This window comes from Streptomyces sp. NPDC008163 (assembly GCF_042956885.1).
GTDB lineage: Bacteria > Actinomycetota > Actinomycetes > Streptomycetales > Streptomycetaceae > Streptomyces > Streptomyces drozdowiczii_A.
In genome coordinates this window covers 1-26304 of record NZ_JBIBHG010000005.1, presented here as the reverse complement: position 1 = coordinate 26304, position 26304 = coordinate 1, and the positions used below count along the sequence as shown (strand labels likewise).

17 protein-coding genes are annotated in these 26304 nt (G+C 73.7%); 11 read left to right on the top strand and 6 right to left on the bottom strand.

Annotated features, from left to right (window positions below; translation table 11 throughout):
• From ACFZAT_RS12790 to ACFZAT_RS12775, 4 genes are all read left to right on the top strand, one after another.
• A complete protein-coding gene (locus ACFZAT_RS12790) occupies positions 1–3630 on the top strand; it encodes a hydantoinase B/oxoprolinase family protein (RefSeq protein WP_391263619.1) in 3630 nt (1209 codons plus the stop codon).
• Between the two features lie 70 nt (positions 3631–3700).
• The gene (locus ACFZAT_RS12785) at positions 3701–5227 is read left to right on the top strand and encodes a hypothetical protein (RefSeq protein WP_391263617.1); all 1527 of its coding nucleotides are present in this window, start codon (positions 3701–3703) and stop codon (positions 5225–5227) included.
• A 58-nt stretch (positions 5228–5285) separates the two neighbouring features.
• Positions 5286–6200 (top strand): hypothetical protein, encoded by a 915-nt coding sequence (locus tag ACFZAT_RS12780; RefSeq protein WP_391263614.1) that lies wholly within the window; start codon positions 5286–5288, stop codon positions 6198–6200.
• Positions 6201–6257: 57 nt separating this feature from the next.
• Positions 6258–11051, top strand: a complete 4794-nt coding sequence (locus tag ACFZAT_RS12775; RefSeq protein WP_391263613.1) for a hypothetical protein — start codon at positions 6258–6260, stop codon at positions 11049–11051.
• A gap of 15 nt (positions 11052–11066) precedes the next feature.
• Here the strand turns inward: ACFZAT_RS12775 and ACFZAT_RS12770 are convergent, their stop codons facing one another.
• Positions 11067–11513, bottom strand: coding sequence for a hypothetical protein (locus ACFZAT_RS12770; RefSeq protein WP_391263611.1), 447 nt, complete (start codon positions 11511–11513; stop codon positions 11067–11069).
• 399 nt (positions 11514–11912) lie between these two features.
• Here ACFZAT_RS12770 and ACFZAT_RS12765 point away from each other — a divergent pair, with 399 nt between their 5' ends.
• From ACFZAT_RS12765 to ACFZAT_RS12750, 4 genes are read left to right on the top strand one after another with little or no spacing between them, the layout of a single operon-like run.
• On the top strand, positions 11913–14657 hold the full coding sequence (locus tag ACFZAT_RS12765; RefSeq protein ID WP_391263609.1) for a nitrate- and nitrite sensing domain-containing protein: 2745 nt from the start codon (positions 11913–11915) through the stop codon (positions 14655–14657).
• The gene (locus ACFZAT_RS12760) at positions 14654–15097 is read left to right on the top strand and encodes a roadblock/LC7 domain-containing protein (RefSeq protein WP_073967715.1); all 444 of its coding nucleotides are present in this window, start codon (positions 14654–14656) and stop codon (positions 15095–15097) included. The genes ACFZAT_RS12765 and ACFZAT_RS12760 overlap by 4 nt, the downstream gene beginning before the upstream one ends.
• Positions 15098–15106: 9 nt before the next feature.
• Positions 15107–15529, top strand: coding sequence for a DUF742 domain-containing protein (locus ACFZAT_RS12755; protein ID WP_391263607.1), 423 nt, complete (start codon positions 15107–15109; stop codon positions 15527–15529).
• Positions 15510–16115, top strand: a complete 606-nt coding sequence (locus tag ACFZAT_RS12750) for an ATP/GTP-binding protein (protein WP_391263605.1) — start codon at positions 15510–15512, stop codon at positions 16113–16115. The genes ACFZAT_RS12755 and ACFZAT_RS12750 overlap by 20 nt, the downstream gene beginning before the upstream one ends.
• Here ACFZAT_RS12750 and ACFZAT_RS12745 read toward each other — a convergent pair.
• The gene (locus tag ACFZAT_RS12745; protein ID WP_018103974.1) at positions 16112–16462 is read right to left on the bottom strand and encodes a DUF962 domain-containing protein; all 351 of its coding nucleotides are present in this window, start codon (positions 16460–16462) and stop codon (positions 16112–16114) included. The two genes, ACFZAT_RS12750 and ACFZAT_RS12745, sit on opposite strands and share 4 nt — an antisense overlap.
• A gap of 114 nt (positions 16463–16576) precedes the next feature.
• Positions 16577–17383 carry a M15 family metallopeptidase gene (locus ACFZAT_RS12740; RefSeq protein WP_391263603.1) on the bottom strand — a complete coding sequence of 269 codons (807 nt, stop codon included), beginning with the start codon at positions 17381–17383 and terminating at the stop codon, positions 16577–16579.
• A 121-nt stretch (positions 17384–17504) separates the two neighbouring features.
• On the opposite strand from ACFZAT_RS12740, the gene ACFZAT_RS12735 reads away from it, so the two are divergent.
• Positions 17505–18014: an NUDIX domain-containing protein gene (locus tag ACFZAT_RS12735; RefSeq protein ID WP_391263601.1), complete on the top strand. Its 510-nt coding sequence runs from the start codon at positions 17505–17507 to the stop codon at positions 18012–18014.
• Here the strand turns inward: ACFZAT_RS12735 and ACFZAT_RS12730 are convergent.
• Complete coding sequence (locus tag ACFZAT_RS12730; protein ID WP_391263599.1) at positions 18005–20362, bottom strand: TIM-barrel domain-containing protein; 2358 nt, start codon at positions 20360–20362, stop codon at positions 18005–18007. The genes ACFZAT_RS12735 and ACFZAT_RS12730 overlap by 10 nt on opposite strands.
• 231 nt (positions 20363–20593) lie before the next feature.
• Between ACFZAT_RS12730 and ACFZAT_RS12725 the strand changes: the two genes are divergently transcribed.
• Together ACFZAT_RS12725 and ACFZAT_RS12720 are read left to right on the top strand one after the other, a co-directional pair.
• Complete coding sequence (locus ACFZAT_RS12725) at positions 20594–22570, top strand: acetoacetate--CoA ligase (RefSeq protein ID WP_391263597.1); 1977 nt, start codon at positions 20594–20596, stop codon at positions 22568–22570.
• Between the two features lie 67 nt (positions 22571–22637).
• On the top strand, positions 22638–23558 hold the full coding sequence (locus ACFZAT_RS12720) for a hypothetical protein (protein WP_391263595.1): 921 nt from the start codon (positions 22638–22640) through the stop codon (positions 23556–23558).
• A 68-nt stretch (positions 23559–23626) separates the two neighbouring features.
• Here ACFZAT_RS12720 and ptsP read toward each other — a convergent pair whose 3' ends face one another.
• Both ptsP and ACFZAT_RS12710 read right to left on the bottom strand, forming a co-directional pair.
• Positions 23627–25297 (bottom strand): phosphoenolpyruvate--protein phosphotransferase, encoded by a 1671-nt coding sequence (gene ptsP / locus ACFZAT_RS12715; RefSeq protein ID WP_391263594.1) that lies wholly within the window; start codon positions 25295–25297, stop codon positions 23627–23629.
• A 79-nt stretch (positions 25298–25376) separates the two neighbouring features.
• Positions 25377–25826, bottom strand: coding sequence for a PTS glucose transporter subunit IIA (locus ACFZAT_RS12710; protein ID WP_391263591.1), 450 nt, complete (start codon positions 25824–25826; stop codon positions 25377–25379).
• Positions 25827–26304 lie beyond the last annotated feature (478 nt).

The window sequence follows — 26304 nt, the reverse complement described above, 5'->3', positions numbered from 1 at the left end:
ATGACCGGGCGCTGGGAGTTCTGGATCGACCGTGGCGGCACCTTCACCGATGTGGTGGGGAGGCGCCCCGACGGACAGCTCGTCACCCGCAAACTCCTCTCCCACGACCCGGACCGCTACCGCGACGCCGCCGTCGCCGGCATCCGGCTGATGCTCGGGCTCGGACCCGACGAGCCGGTCCCCGCCGACCGGGTCGCCGCCGTCAAGATGGGCACCACCGTCGCCACCAACGCCCTGCTGGAACGGCGCGGCGAACCGACCGTCCTGGTCATCACCGAAGGCTTCCGGGACGCCCTGCGCATCGCGTACCAGAACCGGCCCCGCCTCTTCGACCGCCGCATCCTGCTCCCGGAAGCCGTCTACGACCGGGTCATCGAGGTCCCCGAGCGCATCGACGCCCACGGCCGCACCCTCACCCCGCTCGACCGCGACGAAGTCGCCCGGCTGCTCCGCGAGGCCCGCGCCGACGGGCTGACCAGCGCGGCCGTCGTCCTGATGCACGGCTACCGCCACCCGGCCCACGAGCAGGCGGTCGCCGACGAGGCCCGGTCCGCCGGCTTCACCCAGATCAGCTGCTCCCACGAGGTCAGCCCGCTGATCAAGCTCGTCCCGCGCGGCGACACCACCGTCGTGGACGCCTACCTCTCGCCGATCCTGCGCCGCTACGTCGACTCGGTCGCCGCCGAACTCCCCGGCATCCGGCTCATGTTCATGCAGTCCAACGGCGGACTGCGCGAGGCCGCCCACTTCCGGGGCAAGGACGCCGTGCTCTCCGGTCCCGCCGGCGGAGTCGTCGGCATGGTCCGCACCTCCGCCCAGGCCGGCCACGACCGGGTCATCGGCTTCGACATGGGCGGCACCTCCACCGACGTCTCCCACTACGCGGGCGAGTTCGAACGCGAACTGGGCACCGAGGTCGCCGGCGCCCGGATGCGCGTCCCCATGATGAACATCCACACCGTCGCGGCCGGCGGCGGCTCCGTCCTCCACTTCGACGGCAGGCGCTACCGGGTCGGCCCCGACTCCGCAGGCGCGGTCCCCGGCCCCGCCTGCTACCGCAGGGGCGGGCCGCTGACCGTCACCGACGCCCAGGTCATGCTGGGCCGCATCCGCCCCGCCCACTTCCCCGCCGTCTTCGGGCCGAACGGCGACCAGCCGCTCGACGCGGACATCGTGCGCGAGCGCTTCGAGGAGTTGGCCGAGGAGGTCGCCCGGGCCACCGGCACCAAGCGGACGGCGGCCGAGACCGCGGCCGGTTTCCTGGAGATCGCGGTCCTCTCCATGGCCAACGCCGTCAAGAAGATCTCCGTACAACGCGGCCACGACATCACCCGCTACGCCCTCACCGGATTCGGCGGCGCCGGCGGCCAGGCCGTCTGCGCCGTCGCCGACGCCCTCGGCATCGACACCGTCCTCGTCCCGCCGCTGGCCGGGGTGCTCTCCGCGTACGGAATCGGGCTCGCCGACGCCACCGCCATGCGCGAACAGTCCTTCGAGGCCGCCCTGGACGCGCACTCCGAGAGCCGGGTGCGGGAACTGTGCGACGAACTCGCCGCCCGCACGAGCGACGACCTGCGCGCCGACGGGGTGCCCGCCGACGCCATCACCACCCGCGCCCGGGTCCTGCTGCGGTACGAGGGCACCGACGCGAGCCTGCCCGTCGCCCTGGACACGGCCGCCGCCATGACCGACGCCTTCACCCGCGAGCACCGCGCCCGCTACGGCTTCACGGCCGACCGCGGGCTCGTCGTGGAGACCGTCTCCGTCGAGGCCACCGGGACCGCGGGCGGCCACGCCGAGATCCGGCCGGCCGGACGCGACGAGGGCGCCCCCACCGCGCCCCGCCCGCACGACACCGCCCGGATGTTCGCGGAGGGGCACTGGCAGGAGGCCCCGCTCCACCGCCGCGACGACCTGCGCGCCACCGACGTCGTCACCGGCCCCGCCGTCGTCGCGGAGGCCGACGCCACCACCGTCGTGGACCCCGGCTGGCAGGCCGAACTCGCCGCCACCGGCCACCTGGTCCTCACCCGGGCCCGCCCGCGCCCCGCCCGGCAGGCCGTCGGCACCCAGGTCGACCCGGTGATGCTGGAGGTCTTCAACAACCTCTTCATGTCCATCGCCGAGCAGATGGGCGTGACCCTGGAGAACACCGCCCGCTCCGTCAACATCAAGGAGCGCCTCGACTTCTCCTGCGCCCTGTTCGACGCCGACGGCAACCTGATCGCCAACGCGCCCCACATCCCCGTCCACCTCGGCTCCATGGGCGAGTCGATCAAGGAAGTGCTCCGGCGCAACGCCGACACCCTGCGCCCCGGCGACGTCTACGCCATCAACGACCCCTACCACGGCGGCACCCACCTGCCCGACGTCACCGTCGTGACACCCGTGTTCGACACCACCGGCGAGGAGCCGGAGCTGCGCTTCCTGGTGGCCTCGCGCGGCCACCACGCCGAGATCGGCGGCATCACCCCCGGCTCCATGCCCGCCTTCAGCCGGACCGTGGACGAGGAGGGCGTCCTCTTCGACAACTGGCTCCTCGTCCGGGACGGCACCTTCCGCGAGGACGCCACCCGCGACCACCTCACCACCGCCCCGTACCCCTCCCGCGACCCCGCGACCAACCTCGCCGACCTGCGCGCCCAGATCGCCGCCAACGAGAAGGGGATCGCCGAACTGCGTGCCGTCACCGACCAGTTCGGCACCGAGGTCGTGGACGCCTACATGGGCCATGTGCAGGACAACGCCGAGGAGTCGGTGCGCCGCATCGTCGCCGGGCTCGACGACGGCCACTACCGGTACGAGACGGACAACGGCGCCGTCATCGAGGTGACCGTCACCGTCGACCGCGAGGCCCGCGCCGCCGTCATCGACTTCACCGGTACGTCCCCGCAGCAGCCGGGCAACCTCAACGCCCCGAAGTCCGTGGTCATGGCCGCCGTGCTGTACGTCTTCCGCACCCTGGTCGCCGACGACATCCCGCTCAACAGCGGCTGCCTGAACCCGCTGGAGATCCGCATCCCCGAGGGCTCCATGCTCGCCCCCGTCCCGCCCGCCGCCACCGTCGCCGGCAACGTCGAGACCTCGCAGGCGGTGACCGGCGCGCTCTACGCGGCCCTGGGCGTCCAGGCCGAGGGCTCCGGCACCATGAACAACCTGACCTTCGGCAACGACCGCGTCCAGTACTACGAGACCGTCGCCAGCGGCTCCGGCGCGGGCGAGGACTTCGACGGCACCGACGCCGTCCAGACCCACATGACCAACTCCCGCCTCACCGACCCCGAGATCCTGGAATGGCGCTACCCGGTCCTGCTGGAGAGCTTCCGGGTGCGCGAGGGCAGCGGGGGAGCGGGCCGGCACCGGGGCGGCCGCGGGGTCGAGCGCCGCATCCGTTTCCTCGAACCGGTCACCCTGGCCCTGCTCACCGGGCACCGCCGCGTCCCCCCGTACGGCATGGCGGGCGGCGAACCCGGCGCCCTCGGCAGCCAGCACATCGAACGCGCCGACGGCGGCCGCACCGAGCTGGGCGCCTGCGACAGCGCGGACGCCGGACCGGGCGACGTGCTGGTGCTGCGTACGCCCGGGGGCGGGGGTCACGGGCAAGAGGGCGGGGAGAACGCGGGGGCCTGACCGGTCCGCCGGGAGCGGCCCTTCTGCGCCGTTTCGACCGTTGTCAGTGCGAGGACCTAATCTGTGCACCGTGACTTCGCCTGCCTACACGGACAACGCTGCGCCCCAGCTCAGCGCGGGGCCGCGGCCCGCACCGGGACCGGCCGCCGACGAGGGGCTGTCCCGGCGGCTGCGCGCGCTCGCCTGCACCGCGCCGCTGCACGACCTGGACGTCCGCAAGGCGAACCTCGCCGGTGAGTACAGCGGCTACGCGATGGCCGAGGTCGCCCTCGCCGCGATCGACCACGTCACGCTCAACATGGACTTCGACACGGGCGCCGACCACGACCAGATAGTGACCAGGCTCCTCCCTCGCGTCGCCGCCCAGGCCCCCTCCCGCCCCGCCGCCGAGCACGAACGGGTCGCCCGCTGGGTCCTGGAGAACCTGATCAACGTCGGCAGCGTGGACCGCGGATTCCGGGCGGTCTACGGCACCTTCGGATCCGACGGCGTCTACGTCCGCCGCGACTACGACTTCAAGCTCATCGAGGAGGTCCCCGGACACGGCGGCAGCGTCTATCTGCGGGCCACCGACGAGGCGGTCAACGTCCTGGTCGGCGCCCTCGACACGGACGTCACCAGCGCCCAGATCGCCGCCGAGGTCAAGCTGGAGGTCCTGATCAGCCGGGGCCGCCTCGCCGACGCCCAGCTCGCCGCCGAACAGGCCCGCTACCGGACCGTGCAGTACGCGGAGACGCTCCGCAAGACACTCGACGCCACCCGCCGCAACGTCCGCGCGGTCGACTGGCTCAACGCCGTGCCCGACATGATCGCCGAGGCCCTGGACCACGTCGCCGACCGCTACCGCCACGAGAACGCGATCCTCACCAACATCCGCAAGGCCCGCGACGAGGCCGAGGACCCCGAGCACAAGCGCCGCGCCGCCGAGCTGGTCGACATCGTCAAGGACTGCATCCGCCGCCACACCCAGCTCCAGTCCCGACTGCTGGAAGCCGGACCGCTCTTCCGCGCCGAGCAGGACCGCCAGGCGTTCGCCGCACCCGCCGCCCGCACCGGACTCGACCTCTACGGACAGCTCCTCGGCCCGCTGCTGCCGCTCCCGGTCGAGCAGGCGAGCCGCGCCACCGACGCCTTCTTCGCCCACGGCACCGGCCTGCGCACCCCGGTCTCCGTCCGGGTGGGCGACCTGGTCGACCTGCTCCTCAGCCCGCCCCCGGCCCGCGAACACCTCGGCGCCGAGATGCCCGAACCGGACCTGATCGCCACCCCGGACGACAGCCGCTTCAGCGAGGAGCAGCTGGCCGCCGCGATGGAACTGCTCGACCTGGAGCACGACGCGCCGCGCCGCCTCTCCGGCCTCCTCGCGGACGCCCGCCGCCGCGACCCGGACCTGCCCTACCTGGTCGCCCTGCTCGCCGTGCACGCCGCGAGCCCCCCGGTCGGCACCGCCTACCGCCAGGGCGAGCGCCGCCTGCTGTTCTCCGTGGACGACGGCACCCCGCTGGACGACGAGGAGTTCGGCGGCGCCGACCTGATCGTCGGCACCGCCCTGCTCGACGCCGCCGGCATGGCGGCCGACCGTACGGAGGCGCCGTGACAGCCCCCTGTCCCCGTACCACCTTCCGCCGTACCTTCCGCACCGAGGAGCCAGTGTCGTGAGCGACCACCGCGCAGAGCACGCCGACGCGTGGAGCGAGCCCGCCGACCGGCCCGCCCCCGCCTACGAGCCCGACCGCCCGGCGCCCGCGGCCGTCACCCCGGCGGACGCGGCCGACGCCGCCCGGCTCGTCGCCTTCGGCCTCCAGCCCAAGCTGCTCCCCGCCCGCGACGCGGAATACGCCGAACTGCTGCGCCGCTACCGGGACGACCCCGCCTTCGCCCGGCTCGCCGACGCCGTCGCCACCGGCCTCGGCCTCATCGTCCTGGAAGTGTCCCCCCGGGCCGGCATGGCCGTCACGGCGGGCGAGGACTCCGTCTTCGCCGTCCGCATGGGCGACTACGCGCGCCGCGCCTCGTCGGACAGCGCCGACCGCTTCCTGCACGGCCTCGCCCACCTCGCCGTCGCCGCCATGGCCTTCCCGCGCCCGGAGGACCTGGCCGACGACGCCTACATCGGCCGGATCACGGTCAACGGCGTCGACGCCTTCGTCCGCCAGGCATGCGACCGCCTGGAGCAGCGCGCCGAGGAACAGGGCGACAACACCGACCCGGCCAGCGACGCCCCGGGCCTGGAGGCCGGCTGGCGCGTCTACGCCCGGCGCAGCGCCACCGGCGCCACCAAGGACGCCCGCCGGCTCGCCGGATCCACCACCGGCATCATCGGCAAGGCCGTCGCCTTCCTCACCGACTCCGGCTTCCTCCAGCGCACCGGCGACGACGCCGGAGGCACGTACCGCACCACCGCCCGCTACCAGCTCCAGGTCCGCGACATGGCCGGAAGCGCCGCCATGGCCGAGCTCCTCGACCTGGGCGTCGTCCCCGTCACCGACGGGAGCGCCACGCTGCTGCCGCCCCCGGACCCCCACGACCTGGAACTGGTGGCCGACGCGGGCCTGCCGTTCCACGGCTGACCCCCGCCCGCCACCCACGCCTTCCCCCCGCTCCCAGAACGACGAGAGTCCGCCGCCATGTACGAGCTGTCCCGGGTCCGCCTCTACTCCATCGGACCGGCCGGCGCACGCTACGCCGACACCGTGCTCGACCTGCGCGGAGTCGGCGAACCCGTGCCCCGCCCCGCCCCGGCGCAGGCGGAGTTCTTCGAGGACGAGCCGGTGGGGCCGCCGCGCCGCCCCGCCCCCGCGGGCGTCCTCTTCCTGGAGAACGGCGGCGGCAAGTCCGTCCTGCTGAAGCTGATCTTCTCGGTGATGCTCCCGGGCCACCGCAACACCCTCGGCGGCGCCAGCTCCGGCGTGCTGCGCAAGTTCCTCCTCGCCGACGACTGCGGGCACGTCGCCCTGGAGTGGCAGCACACCCTGACCGGCGAGTGCGTGGTCGTCGGCAAGGTCAGCGAGTGGCGCGGGCGCCAGGTCTCCAACGACCCCCGGAAGTTCGCCGAGGCGTGGTACTCGTTCCGGCCGGGCCCCGGACTCGGGCTCGACTCGCTGCCCGTCGCCGAATCCACCGCCGTCGGCCGCCCCGCCGAAGGCGTCTCCGGCGCCCGCGGCCGCCGCCGCACCATGAAGGGCTTCCGCGACGCGCTCACCGAGGCCGGGAAGTTCTACCAGCACCTCGACGTGTACTGGGAGGAGATCCACGACCGCTGGAACGAGCACCTGGGCGACCTGGGCCTCGACCCCGAACTCTTCCGCTACCAGCGCGAGATGAACGCCGACGAGGGCGAGGCGGCCGGCCTCTTCGCGGTCAAGAAGGACTCCGACTTCACCGACCTGCTGCTGCGCGCCGTCACCGACACCCGGGACACCGACGGCCTCGCCGACCTCGTCAGCGGCTTCGGCAACAAGCTCGGCCGCCGCGCCGAGCTCACCGCCGAACGCGACTTCACCGCCGGCTCCGTCGACCTCCTCGGCCGCATCGTCGAGGCCGCCGGGACCCGCGCGCGCGCCCGCGACATCCACGCCGGGTCCGAGCGCCGCACCCGCACCCTCGCCCGCCGCCTCTCCGCCCGCGCCGGCGAGGAGCGCGGCCGGGCCGCCGAGCTCGCCCAGCAGGTCACCTCCGCCGCCCACACCGTCACCGGCGCCGAGGAGAACCGCGGCCACTGCGCCCTCATCGCCGCCGAACTCGCCTACCGGCACGCCTCGCTGGCGCTCACCGCCGCCGAGAAGAGCGCCGCCGCCCAGCGCCGCGAACTGGGCGACGCGCGCACCCTGCACTCTGCCTGGCAGGCCGCCGAAGCCGTCCTGCGCCACCGCGCCGCCGCCGACCGCTCCGCCCGCGTCGCCGCCGCGATCCGGGAGGCCGAGCGCGACGCCGCCCCCGCCCTCGCCGCCCGCGCGAGCGCCGCCGCCGACCTCGTACGGGCCCTGCACACCGCCGCCGAGGCGGGCGAGAGCCGGGCCAACGAGGAGGAGGAGCGCTCCGACACCCTGCAGAGCGCCGGAGAGGCCGCGCACCGGGACGCCACCACCGCCGCGACCGAGGCCCAGCGGGCCCGCAGCGAGGCCGGCCACCTCCGCCAGCGTCTCGCCGAGGTCGAGCAGGAGACCGCCGAAGCCGTCCGGGCCGGCTGGCTGGACGACACCGCGCCGCACGCCGACCCCGCGAGGGCCGCCCTCGCCGCCAACGACGCCGAACAGGCCGCCGTCGCCGCCTGGGACACCGCCCGCGAGGCCGCCGGAGCCGCCGCCGACCGGGCCCGCCAGGCCACCGCCGACGAGTCCCGCGCCGAACTGGCCGCCGCCCGCGCCGCCGACGCCGCCCGCGCCGCCGAGCAGGCGTACGAAGCGGAGCTGAGGGCCGCCGACTCGATCGCCGCCGAACCCCGCCTCGCCGAACTGCTCGGGCTGTCCGCCGACCGCACCGGCGCGGTGCCCCGCCCCCGGCAGGCCGCCCCAGGGACCGGCCGGACCGCTGACGCCCAGCACGGGCACGACGAGGGGCAGGCCCCCGCCCCGGACGGAGCCGAACCCGCCCCGCACGGCGCGCCCGCCGCCACCGCGGCCCTGCCCGGGCCCGCCGGAGCGGCCCTCACCGCCGACGAGTTCGACCGCAGCGCCGACGAGCTGCGCGAGCTGCTCGACCAAGGCGTCACCTCCGCCGAACGGCGCCTGTTCGAACTGCGCACCGCGGCCGCCGACGACGCCCGCATCCTCGGCGCCCTCGGCGACGGCGGCCTCCTCCCGCCCAGCCCGGACGTCCTGGCCACCGTGGAATACCTCGGCGAGCAGGGCATCCCCGCCCTCCCCGGCTGGCGCTACCTCGCCCAGGCCGTCGACCCCGCCGACCACGCCGCCGTCCTCGCCGCCCGCCCCGAGCTCGTGGACGGCGTCGTCATCACCGACCCCGACGCGCACGCCCGCGCCCGCGACGTGCTCGGCGCCGCCGCCCTGCTGCCCCGGTCCGCCGTCGCCGTCGGCACCGCCGCCGCCCTCCTCGCCCCCGTGCCCGACCCCGGAAGCGGCGCGTCCGGCCCCGGCGAGGGCGTCTTCCTCGTACCGCCGAACCCCGCCATGCACGACGAGCACGCCGCCGACGAGGAGCGCCAGGCCCTGCGCAGCCGGGCCGCGGCCCGCGACGAGGACATCCGGGTGCTCGCCGCCCGGCTCGGCGCCGACCGCGCGCTCGCCGCCCGCATCGGCTCCTGGCGCGCCGACTGCCCGCCCGGCATGCTCGCCGAGCTCGCCGAAGGAGCCCGCACCGCCCGCACCGCCGCCGAGACCGCCGAGGCCGTCCTCGCCGAGGCCCGCACGGTCCGCGCCGAGGCCGACGAGGCCGCCGCCGACACCGCCCGCGTCCGCGAGGAGCGCCAGGAGGCGGCTCAGCGCGCCCGCCGGGCCGCCGACGCCCTCGCCGGACTCGCCTTCCGGCTGCGCGAACGGGCCGGCTGGCAGGCCAAGCTGCGCGAGCTGACCGACGAGGCGGCGGAGAGCGAGGCCCGCGCCACCGTCTTCCTGGAGCGCGCCCGGGCCGCCGACGAGGACCGCCGCGCCGCCCAGCGCGCCGCCGACGACGCCCGCCGCACCGCCCGCGCCCTGCGTGCCGAACGCGCCGAGATCGCCGGCGCCCCCGAACACCTCCCCGACCTCGGCGCGGACGCCCCCCGCCAGGCGCTGCCCGCCCTGCGCGAGGCGTACCGGGCGGCGTCCCAGCTGTACGAGAAGGTGGGCGTCGGCGCCGACCTGCGCGCCGAGCAGGCCCGCGCCGAGAGCGACGAGAGCGCCGCCCTCGCCGAGCTGGACCGCCTCACCAACAAGGTCCGCACTCGGGCCGCCCAGCTCCTGGAAGGCACCGACGGTGCCGACGGCCCGTCCCGGCAGGCCGCGGCCGCCCGCGCCGAATCCCTCGTCCAGCTCCTGGAGACCCGCGCCTCCGCCGCCAGCGAGCAGCTGGGCCGGCTGCGCGGCGAGGCCGAACGCCTCGCGCCCGCCGACGGCGAGAGCCTGCACACCGAGCTGCCCGACGGCCGGGTGCCCGCCGACGCCGAGCAGGCCCAGGCCCTGCTGCGCACCGCCACCGCCGAGCTGGCCGCCGCCACCGCCGCGCTGGACACCGCCCGGGCCGCCCACGCCGAGCTGCTGCACGCCCACCGCGCGGCCGAGGACGCGGCGGGCGGCTTCGACGAGACGGCCGCCCTGCTGCGCGACCTGCTCAGGGACCACGGCGCCGAGGACGACCCGGAGGAGCCCGAGCCGTACCCGGGCAGCCTGGAGGAGGCCCGGCAGTCCGCCGCCGAGGCCCGCCGCTCGCTGCGCGGCTGCGCCGCTGACCTCTCCGCCGCCGAAGCGGCCGTCCGGGAGGCGAGCGACGTCCTCGTACGGCACGCCAACTCCACCCGCTACGAGCAGGTCCGCACCCCGGCCCGGCAGCAGATCCGCGAACTGCCCGCCGCCGCGCTCCCCGAGCACGCCGAGAAGTGGGCCGCCGCCTTCGCGCCCCGGCTGCGCGTCCTCACCGACGAGCTGGCCCAGCTGGAACGCAACCGCGACTCCATCGTGGACCGGCTGCGCGGCCTGGTGGAGTCCGCGCTCACCACGCTCCGCTCCGCCCAGCGGCTCTCCCGGCTCCCCGAGGGCCTGGGGGAGTGGTCCGGACAGGAATTCCTCCGCATCCGCTTCGAGGAGCCCGATCAGGCCACCCTCACCGAACGGCTCGGCGAGGTCATCGACGAGGCGACGAGGGCCGCCCTCCGGAAGAACTCCGACCTGCGGCGCGACGGCATGTCGCTGCTGCTGCGCGGGGTGCAGGCGGCCCTGGAGCCCAAGGGCGTCGCCGTCGAGATCCTGAAACCGGACGCCGTGCTGCGCGCCGAGCGCGTACCGGTCGGGCAGATGGGCGACGTCTTCTCCGGCGGCCAGCTGCTCACCGCCGCCATCGCCCTGTACTGCACGATGGCCGCCCTCCGCAGCAACGACCGGGGGCGCGACCGCGCCGAGCACCGGCACGCCGGCACGCTCTTCCTGGACAACCCGATCGGCCGGGCCAACGCCACCTATCTGCTGGAGCTCCAGCGTGCGGTGGCCGACGCGCTCGGCGTACAACTGCTGTACACGACCGGCCTGTTCGACACGACGGCCCTCGCGGAATTCCCGCTCGTCATCCGGCTGCGCAACGACGCGGACCTGCGCGCCGGGCTGAAGTACATCAGCGTCGAGGAGCACCTGCGCCCCGGCCTGCCGCAGCAGGACCCCGGCAGCGAGACGGTGCACGGCGAGATCACCGCGACCCGCATGTTCAAGCGCGGCGCCCCGGCCCCGCGGACCCCGGACGCGTCCGAGACCGTTGAGGAGGCCAGGACCAGCTGAGCCCGCCGGGCGCGGTCAGGCCCGCGACAGCCGGTCCGCGCCGCTCCGGTGGCCTATCCGCGCCGTGTCCCGCTGCGCGGCGCGGGCCTCACGCCGCGCCCTGCGCCGCTCGCGGCGCAACTGCCGGGCCGAGCTGCTGGGTTCGGAGACCACGCCGTTGCGCTGGTTCCACACCTGACGGGTGACCCAGACGTCCAGCACCGCCCAGGTCGCCACCACCGTGCTCGCCACCCCGCTCAGCACCATCGGGAAGGAGAGCCAGGACCCGGCCAGGGCGGTGAGGAACGCCACCATCGCCAGAATCATCGTCAACGACATGACGAGCACCGCCCGCACCGCCGCCGTCCGCACCGGATCGGGCATGCGCCTGCGCTGCGCCGGCTCCTCCACCCACAGGGGCTGCCGCCCCGGCTCGCTCACATCCCCCACCGGCTCCACAGCCTCACGCTCCTGTGTGTCCAAGGCCCTTCACTCCCACCGCTGTCCGACTTCAGGGTTGCTGCCCGGCATACACCCTTTCTACGCGGACGGTCCGTCCCGTCCGCCCGAGCGTGCCCCGTTGGTCCCTCTACCCCCGTACAGGCAGACGAGTGGTCAGCGGTGAAGATTCCTCCCAGGCGTCACGAAACGAAGAATTCCAGCCAACCGGGACGTGAAGGAACTTGCCATGCCTCAGGGCCTCTTCTGTCGCTTTCGTGAATTTCATCTCCCGGAATACCGGGACAAGCCATGGTCAACTCCCGGTAAGGCGGCCGAAAATCGTCCGGACATGCCTTCGAGTTGTCTGTGTGTCGGTAGTAGGCTCGCGCCGTTTGTTGACGAAACCCGTCCCCGGTCCCGCGGGGATGACCTGGGGGAGGCATGCGCTTTCGCGGAAAGTCCATCCGCAGGAAGATCGTGGCGTTGCTCGTGGTGCCTCTCGTATCGCTCACCGCCCTCTGGGGATTCGCCACCTATCTCACCGGGCGTGAGGCCGGGAAACTGCTCGGCGCGAGCACCGTCGTGGAGAAGGTCGGCCACCCGCTGGAGGACACCGTCCGGGTCATCCAGAGCGAACGCCGCCAGACCCTCGTCTTCCTCGCCGACCCGCGCGCCTCCGACGCCCTGCCCGTGCTGCGCCGGCAGCGCGCCGCGACCGACCGGGTCGTGGCCGAGGTACGCGAGAGCGCCGGGCAGAAGGACATCCGCGACGCGCTCGGCCCGACCGCCGAGACCCAGCTCGGCTCGATACTCGGCGCCGTCGAAGGACTCGACGCGCTGCGCGACTCCGTCGACAAACGCACCATCGGCCGGCTCAAGGCGATGGCGTACTACAACCGCCTGATCGACCCCTGCTACCGATTCCTGTCCGGGCTGCACACCATGGAGAACGTCTCCATGGACCGGCAGGTCCGGGCACTGACCGGCCTGTCCCGCGCCCGCGAAATGCTCTCCCGGGAAGACGCCCTGGTCGCCTCCGGACTTCTGGCCGGCCGCCTCACCGCCCCCGAGCTCCGCCAGATATCCGACCTCGTCGCCCAGCGCGGCCTGCTCTACGAGACCAACCTCGACCTCCTCCCCGCCTCCGAACGCCGCCGCGTCCAGGAGTACTGGCAGGGCCCGGACAGCGAACCGCTGCGCTCCGCCGAGGACGGGATCATCACGCGGGGCCCCACCACCAGCCCGCGCACCGCCGACGCCGCCCGCTGGCAGGAGGTCGCCCCGGCCGCCCTGGAACGGCTGGCCAACGACTCGACGGAGATGAACAACCGCTTCAAGGACCGGGGCAAGCCCGCCGGCTACGGCATCCTGATCAAGGCGGGCATCGCCGGCGTCCTCGGCTTCCTCGCCCTCGTCGTCTCCGTGTTCGTCTCCGTGCGCATCGGCCGCGAACTCGTCCGCGACCTCACCCGGCTCCGCAAGGACGCCCACGAGGTCGCCGGCGTCCGCCTGCCCAGCGTGATGCGCCGCCTCGCCGCCGGTGAACAGGTCGACGTGGAGACCGAGTCCCCGCACCTCCAGTACGAGCGCGACGAGATCGGCCAGGTCGGCCAGGCCCTCAACACCCTGCAACGCGCCGCGGTCGAGGCCGCCGTCAAACAGGCCGACATGCGCCGCGGCGTCTCCGAGGTCTTCGTCAACCTCGCCCGCCGCAACCAGGTCCTGCTCCACCGGCAGCTCACGCTCCTGGACACCATGGAGCGCCGCACCGAGAACACCGACGAACTCGCCGACCTCTTCCGCCTCGACCACCTCACCACCCGCATGCGCCGGCACGCCGAGGGCCTGGTGATCCTCTCCGGCGCCGCCCCCTCCCGGCAGTGGCGCAAGCCCATCCAGCTGATGGACGTGGTGCGGGCCGCCGTCGCCGAGGTCGAGGACTACGAGCGCATCGAGGTCCGCCGGCTGCCCCGGATCGGCGTGGGCGGCCCGGCCGTCGCCGACCTCACCCACCTGATCGCCGAACTCCTGGAGAACGCCACGGTGTTCTCGCCCCCGCACACCGCGGTCCAGGTGCACGGCGAGCGCGTCGCCAACGGCTTCACCCTGGAGATCCACGACCGGGGCCTCGGCATGCCGCCCGACGTCCTGCTCGACGCCAATCTCCGGCTCGCCGAGACTCCCGAGTTCGAGCTGTCCGACACCGACCGCCTCGGCCTCTTCGTGGTCAGCCGGCTCGCCCAGCGGCAGAACGTCCGGGTGTCCCTCCAGACCTCCCCGTACGGCGGCACCACCGCCGTCGTGTTCATCCCGGCCGCCCTCCTCACCGACGCCCCCGAATCCCACGGCACCGGCTTCCGCCTCGACCGCAGGGCCGAGAAGGCCATCTCCGGCAGCACACCGGACGGCGACCCCCGGCGGCCCGAGGCCGACGACTCGGTCCCGGGCCGGCCGAACGGCCTCTCGCCGGTCCCCACCGGACTCGTCGACCCGGCCCTCCTCAACGGCCCCGTCGAGCTGGAGGGCGACGAACCGCTGGACTTCACCCGCGACCCGGCCCTCGAAGCGGTGGCGGGCCCCGGCCTCGACTCCGTGCTCGACGGCGTCTCCGACCTGGAGGACACCGAGAGCGAACGCGGCGGCATCTTCCGCGCCCGCGCCCTGCGCCGCGACGGCGACCGCGAGCAGCACCAGCAGGCCCCCGACGACGGGGTGCGGGCCCTGCACCCCGAGGGCGTCCGGCCGCTGCCCCGCCGGCGGCGCCCGCCGACGCTGGTCACCGACCGCGGCCGCCGGGTCGACGGGGGCGGCCGTGCCCACCCCGCGGCCGAGAACCGCGAACCGGCCCGGCCGGGAGACCGCGAACCCGCCCGCCAGGGGGACCGCCGCCCCGCCGTGCCCGCACCCCGTACGCCCGAACCCGCCCCCGACACCGTGGGCGGCCTGCCCCGCCGCGTCCGGCAGGCCAGCCTCGCCCCGCAGCTGCGCGAGGGACCGGACGGCCGCACGGCGCGGCCCGCCCCGGTGGAGAGCGCCGACGACATCGAGCGGGACGCCGAAGAGGTACGCAGCCGCATGGCTTCGCTCCAGCGCGGCTGGCAGCGCGGCCGCCAGGAGAACGCCGAGGACCCGACGGGCCCCGGCGACATCGCACCAGGAACCACTCCGGGAGGGGACGGTCCATGACCGCACCGAACGCCGCCGCAACCGAATCCGCACGCCAGGGGTCCGGTGAACTCAACTGGCTCCTCGACGAACTCGTCGCGCGCGTCGCCAGCATCCGCAAGGCGCTGGTGCTCTCCAGCGACGGGCTGCCCACCGGCGCCTCCAAGGACCTGACGCGGGAGGACAGCGAGCATCTGGCCGCCGTCGCCTCCGGCTTCCACAGCCTGGCCAAGGGCGTGGGCCGCCACTTCGACGCGGGCAGGGTCCGCCAGACCGTCGTGGAGCTGGACGAGGCGTTCCTCTTCGTCACGGCGGCGGGTGACGGCAGCTGTCTGGCGGTCCTGGCCGAATCCGACTCGGACGTGGGGCAGGTGGCGTACGAGATGACGCTCATGGTCAAGCGCGTGGGGAGCCACCTGGCCAACGCGCCCCGGACGGCCGGTCAGCCCTCCGGGGGGTGAGCGGACGCCATGAGCGCCGCATCGCCCGGCTCCCCGGAGACCCCGGAAAGACCGCGGACCCCACGCTGGTACGACGACGACGCGGGGCCCGTCGTCCGCCCCTACGCGATGACCCGCGGACGCACCAGCAGTGCGTCCCGCCACCGCCTCGACCTGATCGCGATCGTCGTGCCCGAACCCGCGGCCGACGACCCGGACAGGGACCAGCTGCTCTCCCCGGAACACGTCGAGATCCTCGAACTCTGCGGTGAGCTGCCCCAGTCGATCGCCGAGCTCGCCTCCTCCCTGGACCTGCCCGTAGGCGTGGTACGGGTGCTGGTGGGCGATCTCGTGGACGACGAGCTGGTCCACGTGACCCGTCCCGTTCCGCCGGCCGAGCTGCCGGACGTGAACATTCTCCGTGAGGTGATCAATGGCCTTCGGGCGCTCTAGCCGCGACAGGCGGCCCGTGGAGCCCGTCACCCTCAAGATCCTGGTGGCGGGCGGCTTCGGCGTGGGCAAGACGACACTGGTGGGCGCGGTCAGCGAGATCAGGCCGCTGCGCACCGAGGAACGGCTGACCGAGGCCGGCCGGCCGGTGGACGACCTGGACGGCGTCGAGGCGAAGACCACGACGACCGTGGCCATGGACTTCGGGCGGATCACGCTCCGCGAGGACCTGGTGCTGTACCTCTTCGGCACGCCGGGGCAGGACCGGTTCTGGTTCCTCTGGGACGAGCTGGCGCAGGGCGCGCTGGGCGCGGTCGTGCTCGCGGACACCCGGCGCCTGGCCGACTGCTTCGCGGCTGTCGACTACTTCGAGCGCCGCGAGATCCCGTTCGCCGTCGCCGTCAACCGCTTCGAGGGCGCGGAGCTGTTCCCGGAGGCGACGGTACGGGCCGCGCTCGACCTGGACCCGCAGGTGCCGCTCCTGATGTGCGACGCGCGGGACCGGGCCTCGGCACGCGATGTGCTGGTGGCCGTGGTCGAACACGCCCTGGCCCGCGCGGACCGCCCGCGCGAGCCGGTGACCACCTAACGGCCGTTCTCCGCCAGCCACTTCTCGGCGGTCTGCGCCAGCTCGTGGTCGCGTCCGGCCAGCATCATGCGGATCATCTGCGCGTCACCGCGCAGCGACCAGGCCGGGTGGCCGAAGGTGGCCGGGTTGTTCTTCTCGATCAGGAAGTGCGCGGGCCAGGCCGTGCCGTATCCGATGAGCGGCAGCGCGGCCAGATACCGCTTGCGGCCGCGCGCCAGCCCGTACGCGCTGATGGCGAGACCGGTCAGGGTGCCGGTGAGATGCACCCAGCGGGTCGCCGCCCGCGAGTGCATCGCGACGTAGTACGGCCAGAACTCTTCGTACGAATCGAACGTCTGCTGTGACATACGGGCACCGTAATGGCTGATCCGGCAACCGGAAACGGCTGCGCCGCGTCCGGAAGGAAGAACGGGCGGCCGGAACCCACGGGGGTGGTCCCGGTCGCCCGTTCTCGCGCCGGCTCAGTGCCCGGCGACCGACCTGCGGGCCACCGGGAAGTCGAAGTAGGTGTCGGGGAACGTCTCCGGCTGGAAGGTGTAGTGCCACCACTCCTCGGCGAGATTGACGAATCCGGCCTCGGTGAGCGTCTTCTTCAGGAACTGCCGATGGGCGCGCTGCACACCCTGGATACGGGGATCATCGGTGTGCGAAAGCGTGTCGAAGCAGTCGAAACCGGTACCCATGTCCACCGAGTTGTCCGGGAACCGGTCGGCCTGCGGCGCGTAGCACGGCACCAGCTTCTCGCCCGGACGGTACGGCCTGGTCGGCAGCGCGGGCAGCCGTACGAGCGTCAGGTCGACGGTGCTGCCCCGGCTGTGCCCGGACTTCTCCGCGATGTAACCGTCGGCGAACAACCGGGACTTGTCGACCCGGGGATAGAACTCGCCCTTCATCGTCTCGTCGTCCAGATCCTTCGCCCACCGCACGAAGTGGTCGACGGCCCGCTGCGGGCGGTAACAGTCGTACACCTTCAGCGAGTAGCCCTGGCGCAGCAGCCGGAGCTGCGCGCGGTGCAGGGCCTCGGCGGCCGGCCGGGTCAGGATGCAGAGCGACTGACGGTAGCCGTCCACGGGTTCGCCCATGAAGTCGTGGGCGGTGGGATAGCGCATCTCCTGGATGATCGTGGGGTCCACCGAACGCAGCGAGACGAACTCCCGGGGCGCCTTCGGCTCGGGCTTCGCCTGCGCCACCGGGGCGGTGACGGTCACGGCGAGCAGGGCTGCGGCGGTGGCCGCCAGGGCACGGAATGCGGTCGCAATGGCTGTCATGAGCACATCCTCCATGCTGCGCGTCCGCCGCGAGGGCGATCCGGTACAGTCCGCGCGTGTCCGCCACCGGTTCCCCGCCCGGTCACCACGAGAGCCGGCCCCCGAGGAAACGGAGCAACCCGTGACGTTCTCCCACTGCCCCGCCTGCGGAGCCGCCTACACCGGCCTCCCGGCCCCCGACACCTGGCCCCGCACCTGCGCCGCCTGCGGCGAGACCGCCTACCGCAACCCGCTCCCGGTCGCCGTCGCCCTGCTCCCCGTCACCGACGGCGACACCACCGGCCTCGTCGTCATCACCCGCACCATCGAACCGGCACGCGGCGGCCTCGCCCTGCCCGGCGGCTTCATCGACCACGCCGAGGACTGGCAGCACGCCGTCGTACGGGAACTGCGCGAGGAGACCCGCATCGAGGCACGCCCAGGGGACGTCCGCCTCGCCGACGCCCTCAGCTCACCCGCCGGACACCTGCTCCTCTTCGGACTGCTCCCCGAACGGCCCGCCGCCGCGCTCCCGCCGTCCGCCCCCACCGACGAGACGTCCGGCCACACCCTGCTCACCGCCCCCGCCGCGCTCGCCTTCCCCCTCCACACCGAGGCCGTCGACCGCTGGTTCGCCGGCCGCTACCGCTGAGCCCCGGCACCCCGCACCCGCACCGGCCACTCCACCGCCCCGCCGTCCCGCTCCACCACGACGCGCCCGCCCTCCAGCCGGGACGTGTACCGCTCGACCTCCACCGGCTCCCAGCCGTCGCCCGCGTCCCGGACCACCGTCCCGCCACCCGGACGCCCCGCCACCGGCGCCCACACCTCCAGCTCAAGGCCGCCGTCCGCACCCCGCACCGGAATCACCGCCCCCGCCCGGGCCAGCACCGGCACCCGGGACAGCGGCGCCTCCACCACCACCCGCCCCGGCCCCTCGTACACCGCCCCGCTCACCGTGTCGTACCAGCGCCCCGGCGGCAGCCGCACCGACCGGCGCACCACACCCGGCTGCAGCACGGGCGCCACCAGCAGGGCGTCACCGAGCAGGAAGGCGTCCTCGCAGTCCCGCAGCCCCCGGTCCCCGGGCGCCGACCACCACAGCGGACGCACGTACGGCGCACCCGTCAGCGCCGCCAGCCGCGCCAGGGTCACCCAGTACGGCCGCAACCGCTCCCGCTCCAGCAGGACTTCCCGCGCCCCGGCCAGCACCTCGGGCCCGAACTCCCACGGCTCCCGGCGCCCCGCGCCGATCGCCGCGTGGGTACGGAACAGCGGCATGTACGCGCCTAGTTGGAACCACCGCAGATACAGCTCGGGCGACGGCGACCCGTCGAACCCGCCCACATCCGGACCCGAATACGGCACCCCGCACAGCCCGAGCCCCAGGGCCAGCGCCAACGATGCCCGCAACCCCGGCCAGCCCGTCGCCACATCACCGGACCAGGTGCCCCCGTACCGCTGCAACCCCACCCAGCCGGACCGCGAGAACAGGAACGGCCGCTCCTCGGGACGCAGCCGCACCAGCCCCTCGTAACCGGCCCGCGCCATCGCCAGGCCGTACACGTTGTGCGCCTCCCGGTGGTCACCGCCGCGCCCCTCCAGCGCGTGGAGCGCCGAACGCGGCAGCGACGGATCTCCGAACGCCGCGAACGACACCGGCTCGTTCATGTCGTGCCACACCCCGGAGAACCCCTGCGCCAGCCGCTCCGCGTACAGCCCGCCCCACCACTCCCGTACCCCCGGATCCGTGAAGTCCGGATAGACGCACGCACCCGGCCACACCTCCCCGAGCACCTCCCGCCCCCGCGCGTCCCGGACGAACGCGCCCGAAGCGCCCACCGCCCGGCCCGATGCGCAGACCTCGTTCCCCCCGGCCACCGCGACCGCCGGGTCCACGATCGACACCAGCCGCACCCCGGCCTCCCGCAACTCCGCGGCCAGCCCCGGCAGATCAGGGAACCGCCCCCGGTCCACGGTGAACGCCCGGTGCGCGTCGTAGTGGTCGATGTCCAGGTGCAGCACCGACAACGGCAGCCCCCGCTCCCGGTACCCCGCCACGATCCGCCGGACCTCCCGCTCGGAACCGAACCCCCACCGGGCGTGCTGCGCACCCAGCGCCCAGGACGGCGGCACCGCGGCCGCCCCCGTCAGCGCCGTCCACCCCGCCAGCACCCGGGCCGGCGTACCCGCCACCGCCCAGCAGCGCAGCGGCCCGCCGTCCACCCGCACCTCCGAAGCGCCCGGCCGGTCGTGCCCGGACCCCGCGCCCTCCTTCCCCTCCCGCAACGACACCCGGCCCGACCAGGAGTTGTCGTAGAGGACCAGGTGCGTCCCCGCGTCCGCCACCACCAGCTGCACCGGCATCGTCAGATACAGCGGATCGTCCCCCGGCCCGAACCGGCCGCCCGGATCCGTGTTCCACAACGCGTACGCCCCGTTCCGCAGCCGAGGCCCCGCCGCCCGCCCGCCGAGACCGAAGAACCGCGCGTCCGCCGCCACCTCCGAACGCTGCACCCACCGCGCCGCCCCGCCCGCCACCGGCTCCCACCAGCGCGGCGGAAGCTCCCGGCGCAGCACCACCCCGCCCGGCGTCCGCAGCTCCACCGCCCCGTGCCGCGACACCGCGACCGTCAGCCGCTCCGCCACCACCTGCCAGCCGCCGTCCGTACCGGGCTCCAGCACCGCACGCGGATCAGCGGCGGGCGCATCCCCGTCCACCGCGTACGACGGCCCCGGCCCGGCCCCGTCCCACCCCCAGAACACCGCACCGCCCACCGCCACCCGGATCCGCAGCTCCGAACGGGCGAACCGCACCACCCCGCCCCCGGGCCCCTGCTCCGCCCCCGTCACGGCACCCGGCACCCGCGCCCGCTCCGGCCCGCGCCCCGGCAGCGCCCGCGCGTCCGCACGCGCCCGGCGCCACGCCGAACGCACCGTGCGCAGCCCCCGCTTCGAACCCACCAGCTTCACCGAGCGCACCAGGTCACGACCGTCCATGCCGCTCACCCTGCCACCCGCCCGACCGCGAGCAGGCGCCGTTCAACTTCCGTTCACCCCGCACCCGACGTGGCCGGACCACATAACGGGACACGACAGCATGTACGGGCAACCCTGGTGCTGGGGACGATCACATGGCATCGTCCGTGACGTCGCCTCACGCGCACACCCCGCACGTGCGCGCGGCCTGCGCACACTCCGCGTACCCGCTACAGCCAGGGAGCCGCCCCCATGACCTCAGCAGCCGACGAAGCCCCCCTGTGGCAGCCCGGCCCCGACCGCATCGCGGCCGCCGCCGTCACCCGGTTCCAGAGCTGGGCCGCCGAACACCACGGCGCCCCTGCCGAGGGCGGCTACGCCAGTCTGCACCGCTGGTCCGTCGACGAGCTCGACACCTTCTGGACGGCCGTCGCCGAGTGGTTCGACGTGCGCTTCTCCACCCCGTACGAAGAGGTCATCGGCGACCGCTCGATGCCCGGCGCCACCTGGTTCACCGGCGCCGCCCTCAACTACGCCGAGCACGCGCTCCGCGCCGCCGAGGACCCCCTGCGCGCCGACGCACCCGCCCTGCTCCACGTCGACGAGAGCCACACCCAGGCCCCGACCTCCTGGTCCGAGCTCCGCCGCCAGGTCGGCTCGCTCGCCGCCGAACTCCGCGCCCTCGGTGTCACCCCCGGCGACCGCGTGAGCGGCTACCTCCCCAACATCCCGCAGGTTGTCGTCGCCTTCCTCGCCACCGCGGCCGTCGGCGGCGTCTGGACCTCATGCGCCCCCGACTTCGGCGCCCGCAGCGTCCTCGACCGCTTCCAGCAGGTCGAACCCGTCGTCCTGTTCACCGTCGACGGCTACCGCTACGGCGGCAAGGAACACCACCGCGCCGACACCGTCGCCGAACTCCGCCGCGAACTGCCCACCCTGCGCGCCGTCGTGCACATCCCGCTGCTCGGCACCGAAACCCCCGAGGGCGCCCTCGACTGGGCCGCCCTCACCGCCGCCGACACCGAACCGGTCTTCGAGCAGGTCCCCTTCGACCACCCGCTCTGGGTGCTCTACTCCTCGGGCACCACCGGCCTGCCCAAGGCCATCGTCCAGTCCCAGGGCGGCATCCTGCTCGAACACCTCAAGCAGCTCGGCCTCCACTGCGACCTCGGCCCCGAGGACCGCTTCTTCTGGTACACCTCCACCGGCTGGATGATGTGGAACTTCCTCGTCTCCGGCCTCCTCACCGGCACCACCGTCGTGCTGTACGACGGAAGCCCGGGCTACCCGGACGTCAGCGCCCAGTGGCGCGTCGCCGAACAGACCGGCGCCACCCTCTTCGGCACCTCCGCCGCCTACGTCATGGCCTGCCGCAAGGCCGACATCCACCCGGGACGCGACTTCGACCTCTCCCGCGTGCAGTGCGTCGCCACCACCGGCTCCCCGCTCCCGCCCGACGGCTTCCGCTGGCTCCACGACGAGGTCGCCGACGACCTGTGGATCGCCTCCGTCAGCGGCGGCACCGACGTCTGCAGCTGCTTCGCCGGCGCGGTGCCCACCCTCCCCGTCCACATCGGAGAGCTCCAGGCCGCCTGCCTCGGCACGGACCTCCAGTCCTGGGACCCCGCGGGCGAACCGCTCACCGGCGAGGTCGGCGAGCTCGTCGTCACCCAGCCGATGCCCTCCATGCCGGTCCGCTTCTGGAACGATCCCGACGGCAGCCGCTACCACGACAGCTACTTCGACGTGTACCCCGGCGTCTGGCGCCACGGCGACTGGATCACGATCAACGACCGCGGCTCCGTCGTCATCCACGGCCGCTCCGACTCCACCCTCAACCGGCAGGGCGTCCGCATGGGCTCGGCCGACATCTACGAGGCCGTCGAACGCCTCCCCGAGATCCGCGAATCCCTCGTCATCGGCCTGGAGGAACCGGACGGCGGCTACTGGATGCCGCTCTTCGTCCACCTCGCGGAGGGCGCCACCCTGGACGACGCCCTCCGCGACAGCATCAAGCGCACCATCCGCGAGAACCTCTCGCCCCGTCACGTCCCCGACGAGGTCATCGAGGTCCCCGGCATCCCGCACACCCTCACCGGCAAGCGCATCGAGGTTCCGGTCAAGCGCCTGCTCCAGGGAACAGCCCTGGAAAAGGCCGTCAACCCCGGCTCGATCGACAACCTGGAGCTCCTCCACTTCTACGAGAAGCTGGCCCGCGAACGCCGCTGACCGCCCCGTTGTCAGTGCCCGCGATTACTCTGAGTGAGCAATGGTCGACAGCGCACTGGGGGACATCATGGCGCAGACGAGAAACAAGCGGACCACCGTCCACGGACGGACCGTGACCACCACCATGCGACGCACGCTGCGCCGCGAAGCACCCACCACCATCGGCCTGTTGGCCGACGAGGAGGACTTCGCGGCGATGCGCCGCTTCCGCACCTTCACCTTCGACGACCACGGCGTCTACCTGGAACAGGTGGAGGCCCTGCTCAGGGCCCTCACCGCGCAGGGCGTGCACACGACGGTCGCCCTCTTCGACCCGCGGGAGTACGCGCAGTACTGCGCCGAATCCGGCATCGCCCCCGACACCCCGGCCGCCCGCAGCCGCTTCACCGCGGAGATCGCCGCCTGCGGAGCCACCGTCACCTACGAGGGCCAGCCCCTGGACGCCCTGATCCAGGTCCTCGTCGGCCGCGCGGTCCGCCGGGCCACCTGGGAGTACGCCACCATGCTCCTGGCCGGTGTCGGCGACTGCGCGGACTGCGGCCGGGACATCGGCCACGCCGCCTTCGACCGCGCATCGCACCTCCTGGAACGCACCCTGGAGGCGGCCGGACCCGGCACCCACCACCTGGTGTGCAGCACCCCCACGGAGAACGACCAGCTGCTCGCCGCCCTGCACACCGACCGGCCCGACGCGGGGGCCGTCCTGCTGGACACCTCGGAGGGCGCCGAGTTCGTGAGCGTCCTCGCCGTCGCCATCGCCCTGGAGAGCCACGGCGGAGTCGTCCTGCGTACGAGCACCCCCGGGGCGCCGGACCGCGTGCACGGCTGGCGGCTCAGCCGGGGCAGCCTCGACCCGCTCACCGCCGGCGAGGTCTTCAGCGCCTACTGCACCGACGCGGACACGGGCGAACCCGTCGCCCCCGAGTCCGGTGTGGAGTACTGCGCGGGCTTCGACATCGGCGCCGACGAACCGGAGGAGCACCGCTGACACGACGAAGGGGCTTCCCGCCGGTCCCCGGCGGGAAGCCCCTTCACCTCGCGTCGTCCGCTCCCGGACTACTCGCCCGACAGCACCGCCTGCGCCGCACGGCGCGCCTCGTCGGCGGAGTCGGCAGCGCGCGCGGCCGAAGCGGCCCGCTCGCACTGCGCCAGCGTGTACTTGGCCAGCGTGGCGCGGACGTAGGGAATGGAGGCCGCACCCATCGACAGGGAGGTCACACCCAGACCCGTCAGCACACAGGCGAGCAGTGGATCGGAGGCCGCCTCACCACACACACCACAGCTCTTGCCCTCGGCCTTGGCGGCCTCGGCGGACAGCGCGACAAGATCCAGCAGCGCCGGCTGCCACGGGTCCTGGAGCCGGGAGACGGCACCGACCTGACGGTCGGCGGCGAAGGTGTACTGCGCCAGGTCGTTGGTGCCCAGCGACAGGAACTCCACCTCCTGGAGCACCGAGCGCGCCCGCAGCGCGGCGGACGGGATCTCGACCATCGCGCCGAACTTCGCGTTCAGCCCGGCCTCGCGGCATGCGTCGGCGAAAGCCTTGGCGTCCGCGCGGTCGGCCACCATGGGCGCCATGACCTCGAGGTAGACGGGCAGCCCCTCGGCAGCCTTCGACAGAGCGGTCAGCTGGGTACGCAGCACGTCCGGGTGGTCCAGCAGGCTCCGCAGCCCGCGCACACCCAGCGCCGGGTTCGGCTCGTCCGCCGGGGTCAGGAAGTCGAGCGGCTTGTCCGCACCGGCGTCCAGCACCCGCACCACGACACGCCCCTCGGGGAACGCCTCGAGGACCGCGCGGTACGCCGCGATCTGCTTCTCCTCGGACGGCGCCTGCTTGCTGTCGTCCAGGAAGAGGAACTCCGTACGGAACAGGCCGACGCCCTCCGCACCCGCTTCGACGGCCGCCGGCACATCGGCGGGACCGCCGACGTTGGCGAGGAGCGGCACCTTGTGACCGTCCGATGTGGCACCGGGGCCCGTCGCGGCGGTCAGCGCCGCCTTGCGCGCGGCGGCGGCGCTCTCCAGCTCCGCCCGCTTCGCATCGCTGGGGTCGACGAAGATCTCGCCGGTGCTGCCGTCCACGGCGATGAGCGTGCCCTCGGCGAGCTCACCGGCTCCGGGCAGGGCCACCACGGCGGGGACACCGAGCGCCCGGGCCAGGATGGCGCTGTGGCTGGTCGGCCCGCCCTCCTCGGTGACGAAGCCGAGGACCAACGCGGGGTCCAGCAGCGCAGTGTCGGCGGGGGCGAGGTCCCGGGCGATCAGCACATAGGGCTCGTCGCTGTCCGGCACGCCGGGCATCGGCACACCGAGCAGCCGCGCCACGATGCGGTTGCGGACGTCGTCGAGGTCGGCGACCCGGCCCGCCAGGTACTCGCCGGCTCCGGCCAGGAGTGCCCGGTACGAGGCGAACGCGTCGTACACGCCGCGCTCGGCGGTGCTCCCGACGGCGATGCGGCGTTCGACATCGGCCATGAGCTCGGGGTCCTGAGCCATCATGGCCTGGGCCTCCAGCACGTGCTGGGCCTCGCCACCGGCCAGGTTGCCGCGCGCGATGAGGTCGGCGGCCACGGCCTCCACGGCCTGCCGGGCCCGCCCCTGCTCGCGCTCGGCCTCCTCGGCCGGGATCTGCTTGGCCGGCGGTTCGAGCACCGCGGTGCCCATGTGCCGTACCTCGCCGATCGCCACTCCGTGGCTCACGCCCACGCCTCGCAGCGTTGTCTCCATTTCACCCGTCTCCGGTCGTGCGGTGGCCGTTGCCTCCGCGGTGGTGGATATCCAGTCGGCTGTCACTGCGCCGATCGCGTTACTGCCAGCCGAACAGGGAGTCGCCGACGGCCACCTCGCCGGACTCGGCCACGGCGGAGAGGGAGTCGGCGGTCGCCTCCAGGGCAACAATCGGGCACACCGGCGACTTGCCGGCCTTCTCGACGGCGGAGGGGTCCCACCGGACGACGCCTTGGCCGCGGGTGACGGTGTCGCCCTTGCTCACGAGCAGTTCGAAGCCCTCGCCGTTGAGCTGGACCGTGTCGATGCCGAGGTGCGTCAGCACCCCGTGCCCCTCACTGTCGACCACCACGAATGCGTGCGGGTGGAGGGAGACGACGATGCCGTCGACGGGCGCGACCGCCTCGGAGGGCTCGCGGACGGGGTCGATCGCGGTGCCCGGACCGACCATCGCGCCGGAGAAGACGGGGTCGGGTACGGCAGCGAGCCCAATGGCACGTCCGGCAAGAGGGGACGTCACGTTGGTCATGGGGGGCCTCCCAGTGGAGCTTCGAAGGTGCCGCCACGGCTTGATAGGAGGACGGCGTACTGCTCAGCAGAGTAAGTCATAGGAAGTCCCGGTTCCGCCCGAGTCCTGACGGTTCGAGGACCTAGGGGCGCACCGGAAACGATTTGCCTCGACTCCCGGCAGCCTGTACTGTCGTACTCCTGCCTGGCCCCAACGCGACTTTGAGTCGGGGGTCGGCAGCGGCTATTGAGCCCAAACCCTAACCCGAAATCGGGCACCCGCATGTCTGCGGGGGGCCGGTCAGGGGGACCGGAAAGGTTTGATAGTGTTGGAGCCGCCGGAAAGGGAAACGCGAAAGCGAAGAACTGGAAAGCGAAAATCGCTTGACCCGCTTCGACCGGGAATCGGACACGAAAGAGTCTGATAGAGTCGGAAACGCAAGACCGAAGGGAAGCGCCCGGAGGAAAGCCCCAGAAAATGTTCTGCGGGTGAGTACAAA

Coding starts and splice junctions, on each gene's coding strand:
- ACFZAT_RS12790 (WP_391263619.1), top strand. CDS start 1: ATGACCGGGCGCTGGGAGTTCTGGATCGACCGTGGCGGCACCTTCACC.
- ACFZAT_RS12775 (WP_391263613.1), top strand. CDS start 6,258: ATGTACGAGCTGTCCCGGGTCCGCCTCTACTCCATCGGACCGGCCGGC.
- ACFZAT_RS12765 (WP_391263609.1), top strand. CDS start 11,913: ATGCGCTTTCGCGGAAAGTCCATCCGCAGGAAGATCGTGGCGTTGCTC.
- ACFZAT_RS12760 (WP_073967715.1), top strand. CDS start 14,654: ATGACCGCACCGAACGCCGCCGCAACCGAATCCGCACGCCAGGGGTCC.
- ACFZAT_RS12755 (WP_391263607.1), top strand. CDS start 15,107: ATGAGCGCCGCATCGCCCGGCTCCCCGGAGACCCCGGAAAGACCGCGG.
- ACFZAT_RS12750 (WP_391263605.1), top strand. CDS start 15,510: ATGGCCTTCGGGCGCTCTAGCCGCGACAGGCGGCCCGTGGAGCCCGTC.
- ACFZAT_RS12745 (WP_018103974.1), bottom strand. CDS start 16,462: ATGTCACAGCAGACGTTCGATTCGTACGAAGAGTTCTGGCCGTACTAC.
- ACFZAT_RS12740 (WP_391263603.1), bottom strand. CDS start 17,383: ATGACAGCCATTGCGACCGCATTCCGTGCCCTGGCGGCCACCGCCGCA.
- ACFZAT_RS12730 (WP_391263599.1), bottom strand. CDS start 20,362: ATGGACGGTCGTGACCTGGTGCGCTCGGTGAAGCTGGTGGGTTCGAAG.
- ACFZAT_RS12725 (WP_391263597.1), top strand. CDS start 20,594: ATGACCTCAGCAGCCGACGAAGCCCCCCTGTGGCAGCCCGGCCCCGAC.
- ACFZAT_RS12720 (WP_391263595.1), top strand. CDS start 22,638: ATGGCGCAGACGAGAAACAAGCGGACCACCGTCCACGGACGGACCGTG.
- ptsP (WP_391263594.1), bottom strand. CDS start 25,297: ATGGAGACAACGCTGCGAGGCGTGGGCGTGAGCCACGGAGTGGCGATC.
- ACFZAT_RS12710 (WP_391263591.1), bottom strand. CDS start 25,826: ATGACCAACGTGACGTCCCCTCTTGCCGGACGTGCCATTGGGCTCGCT.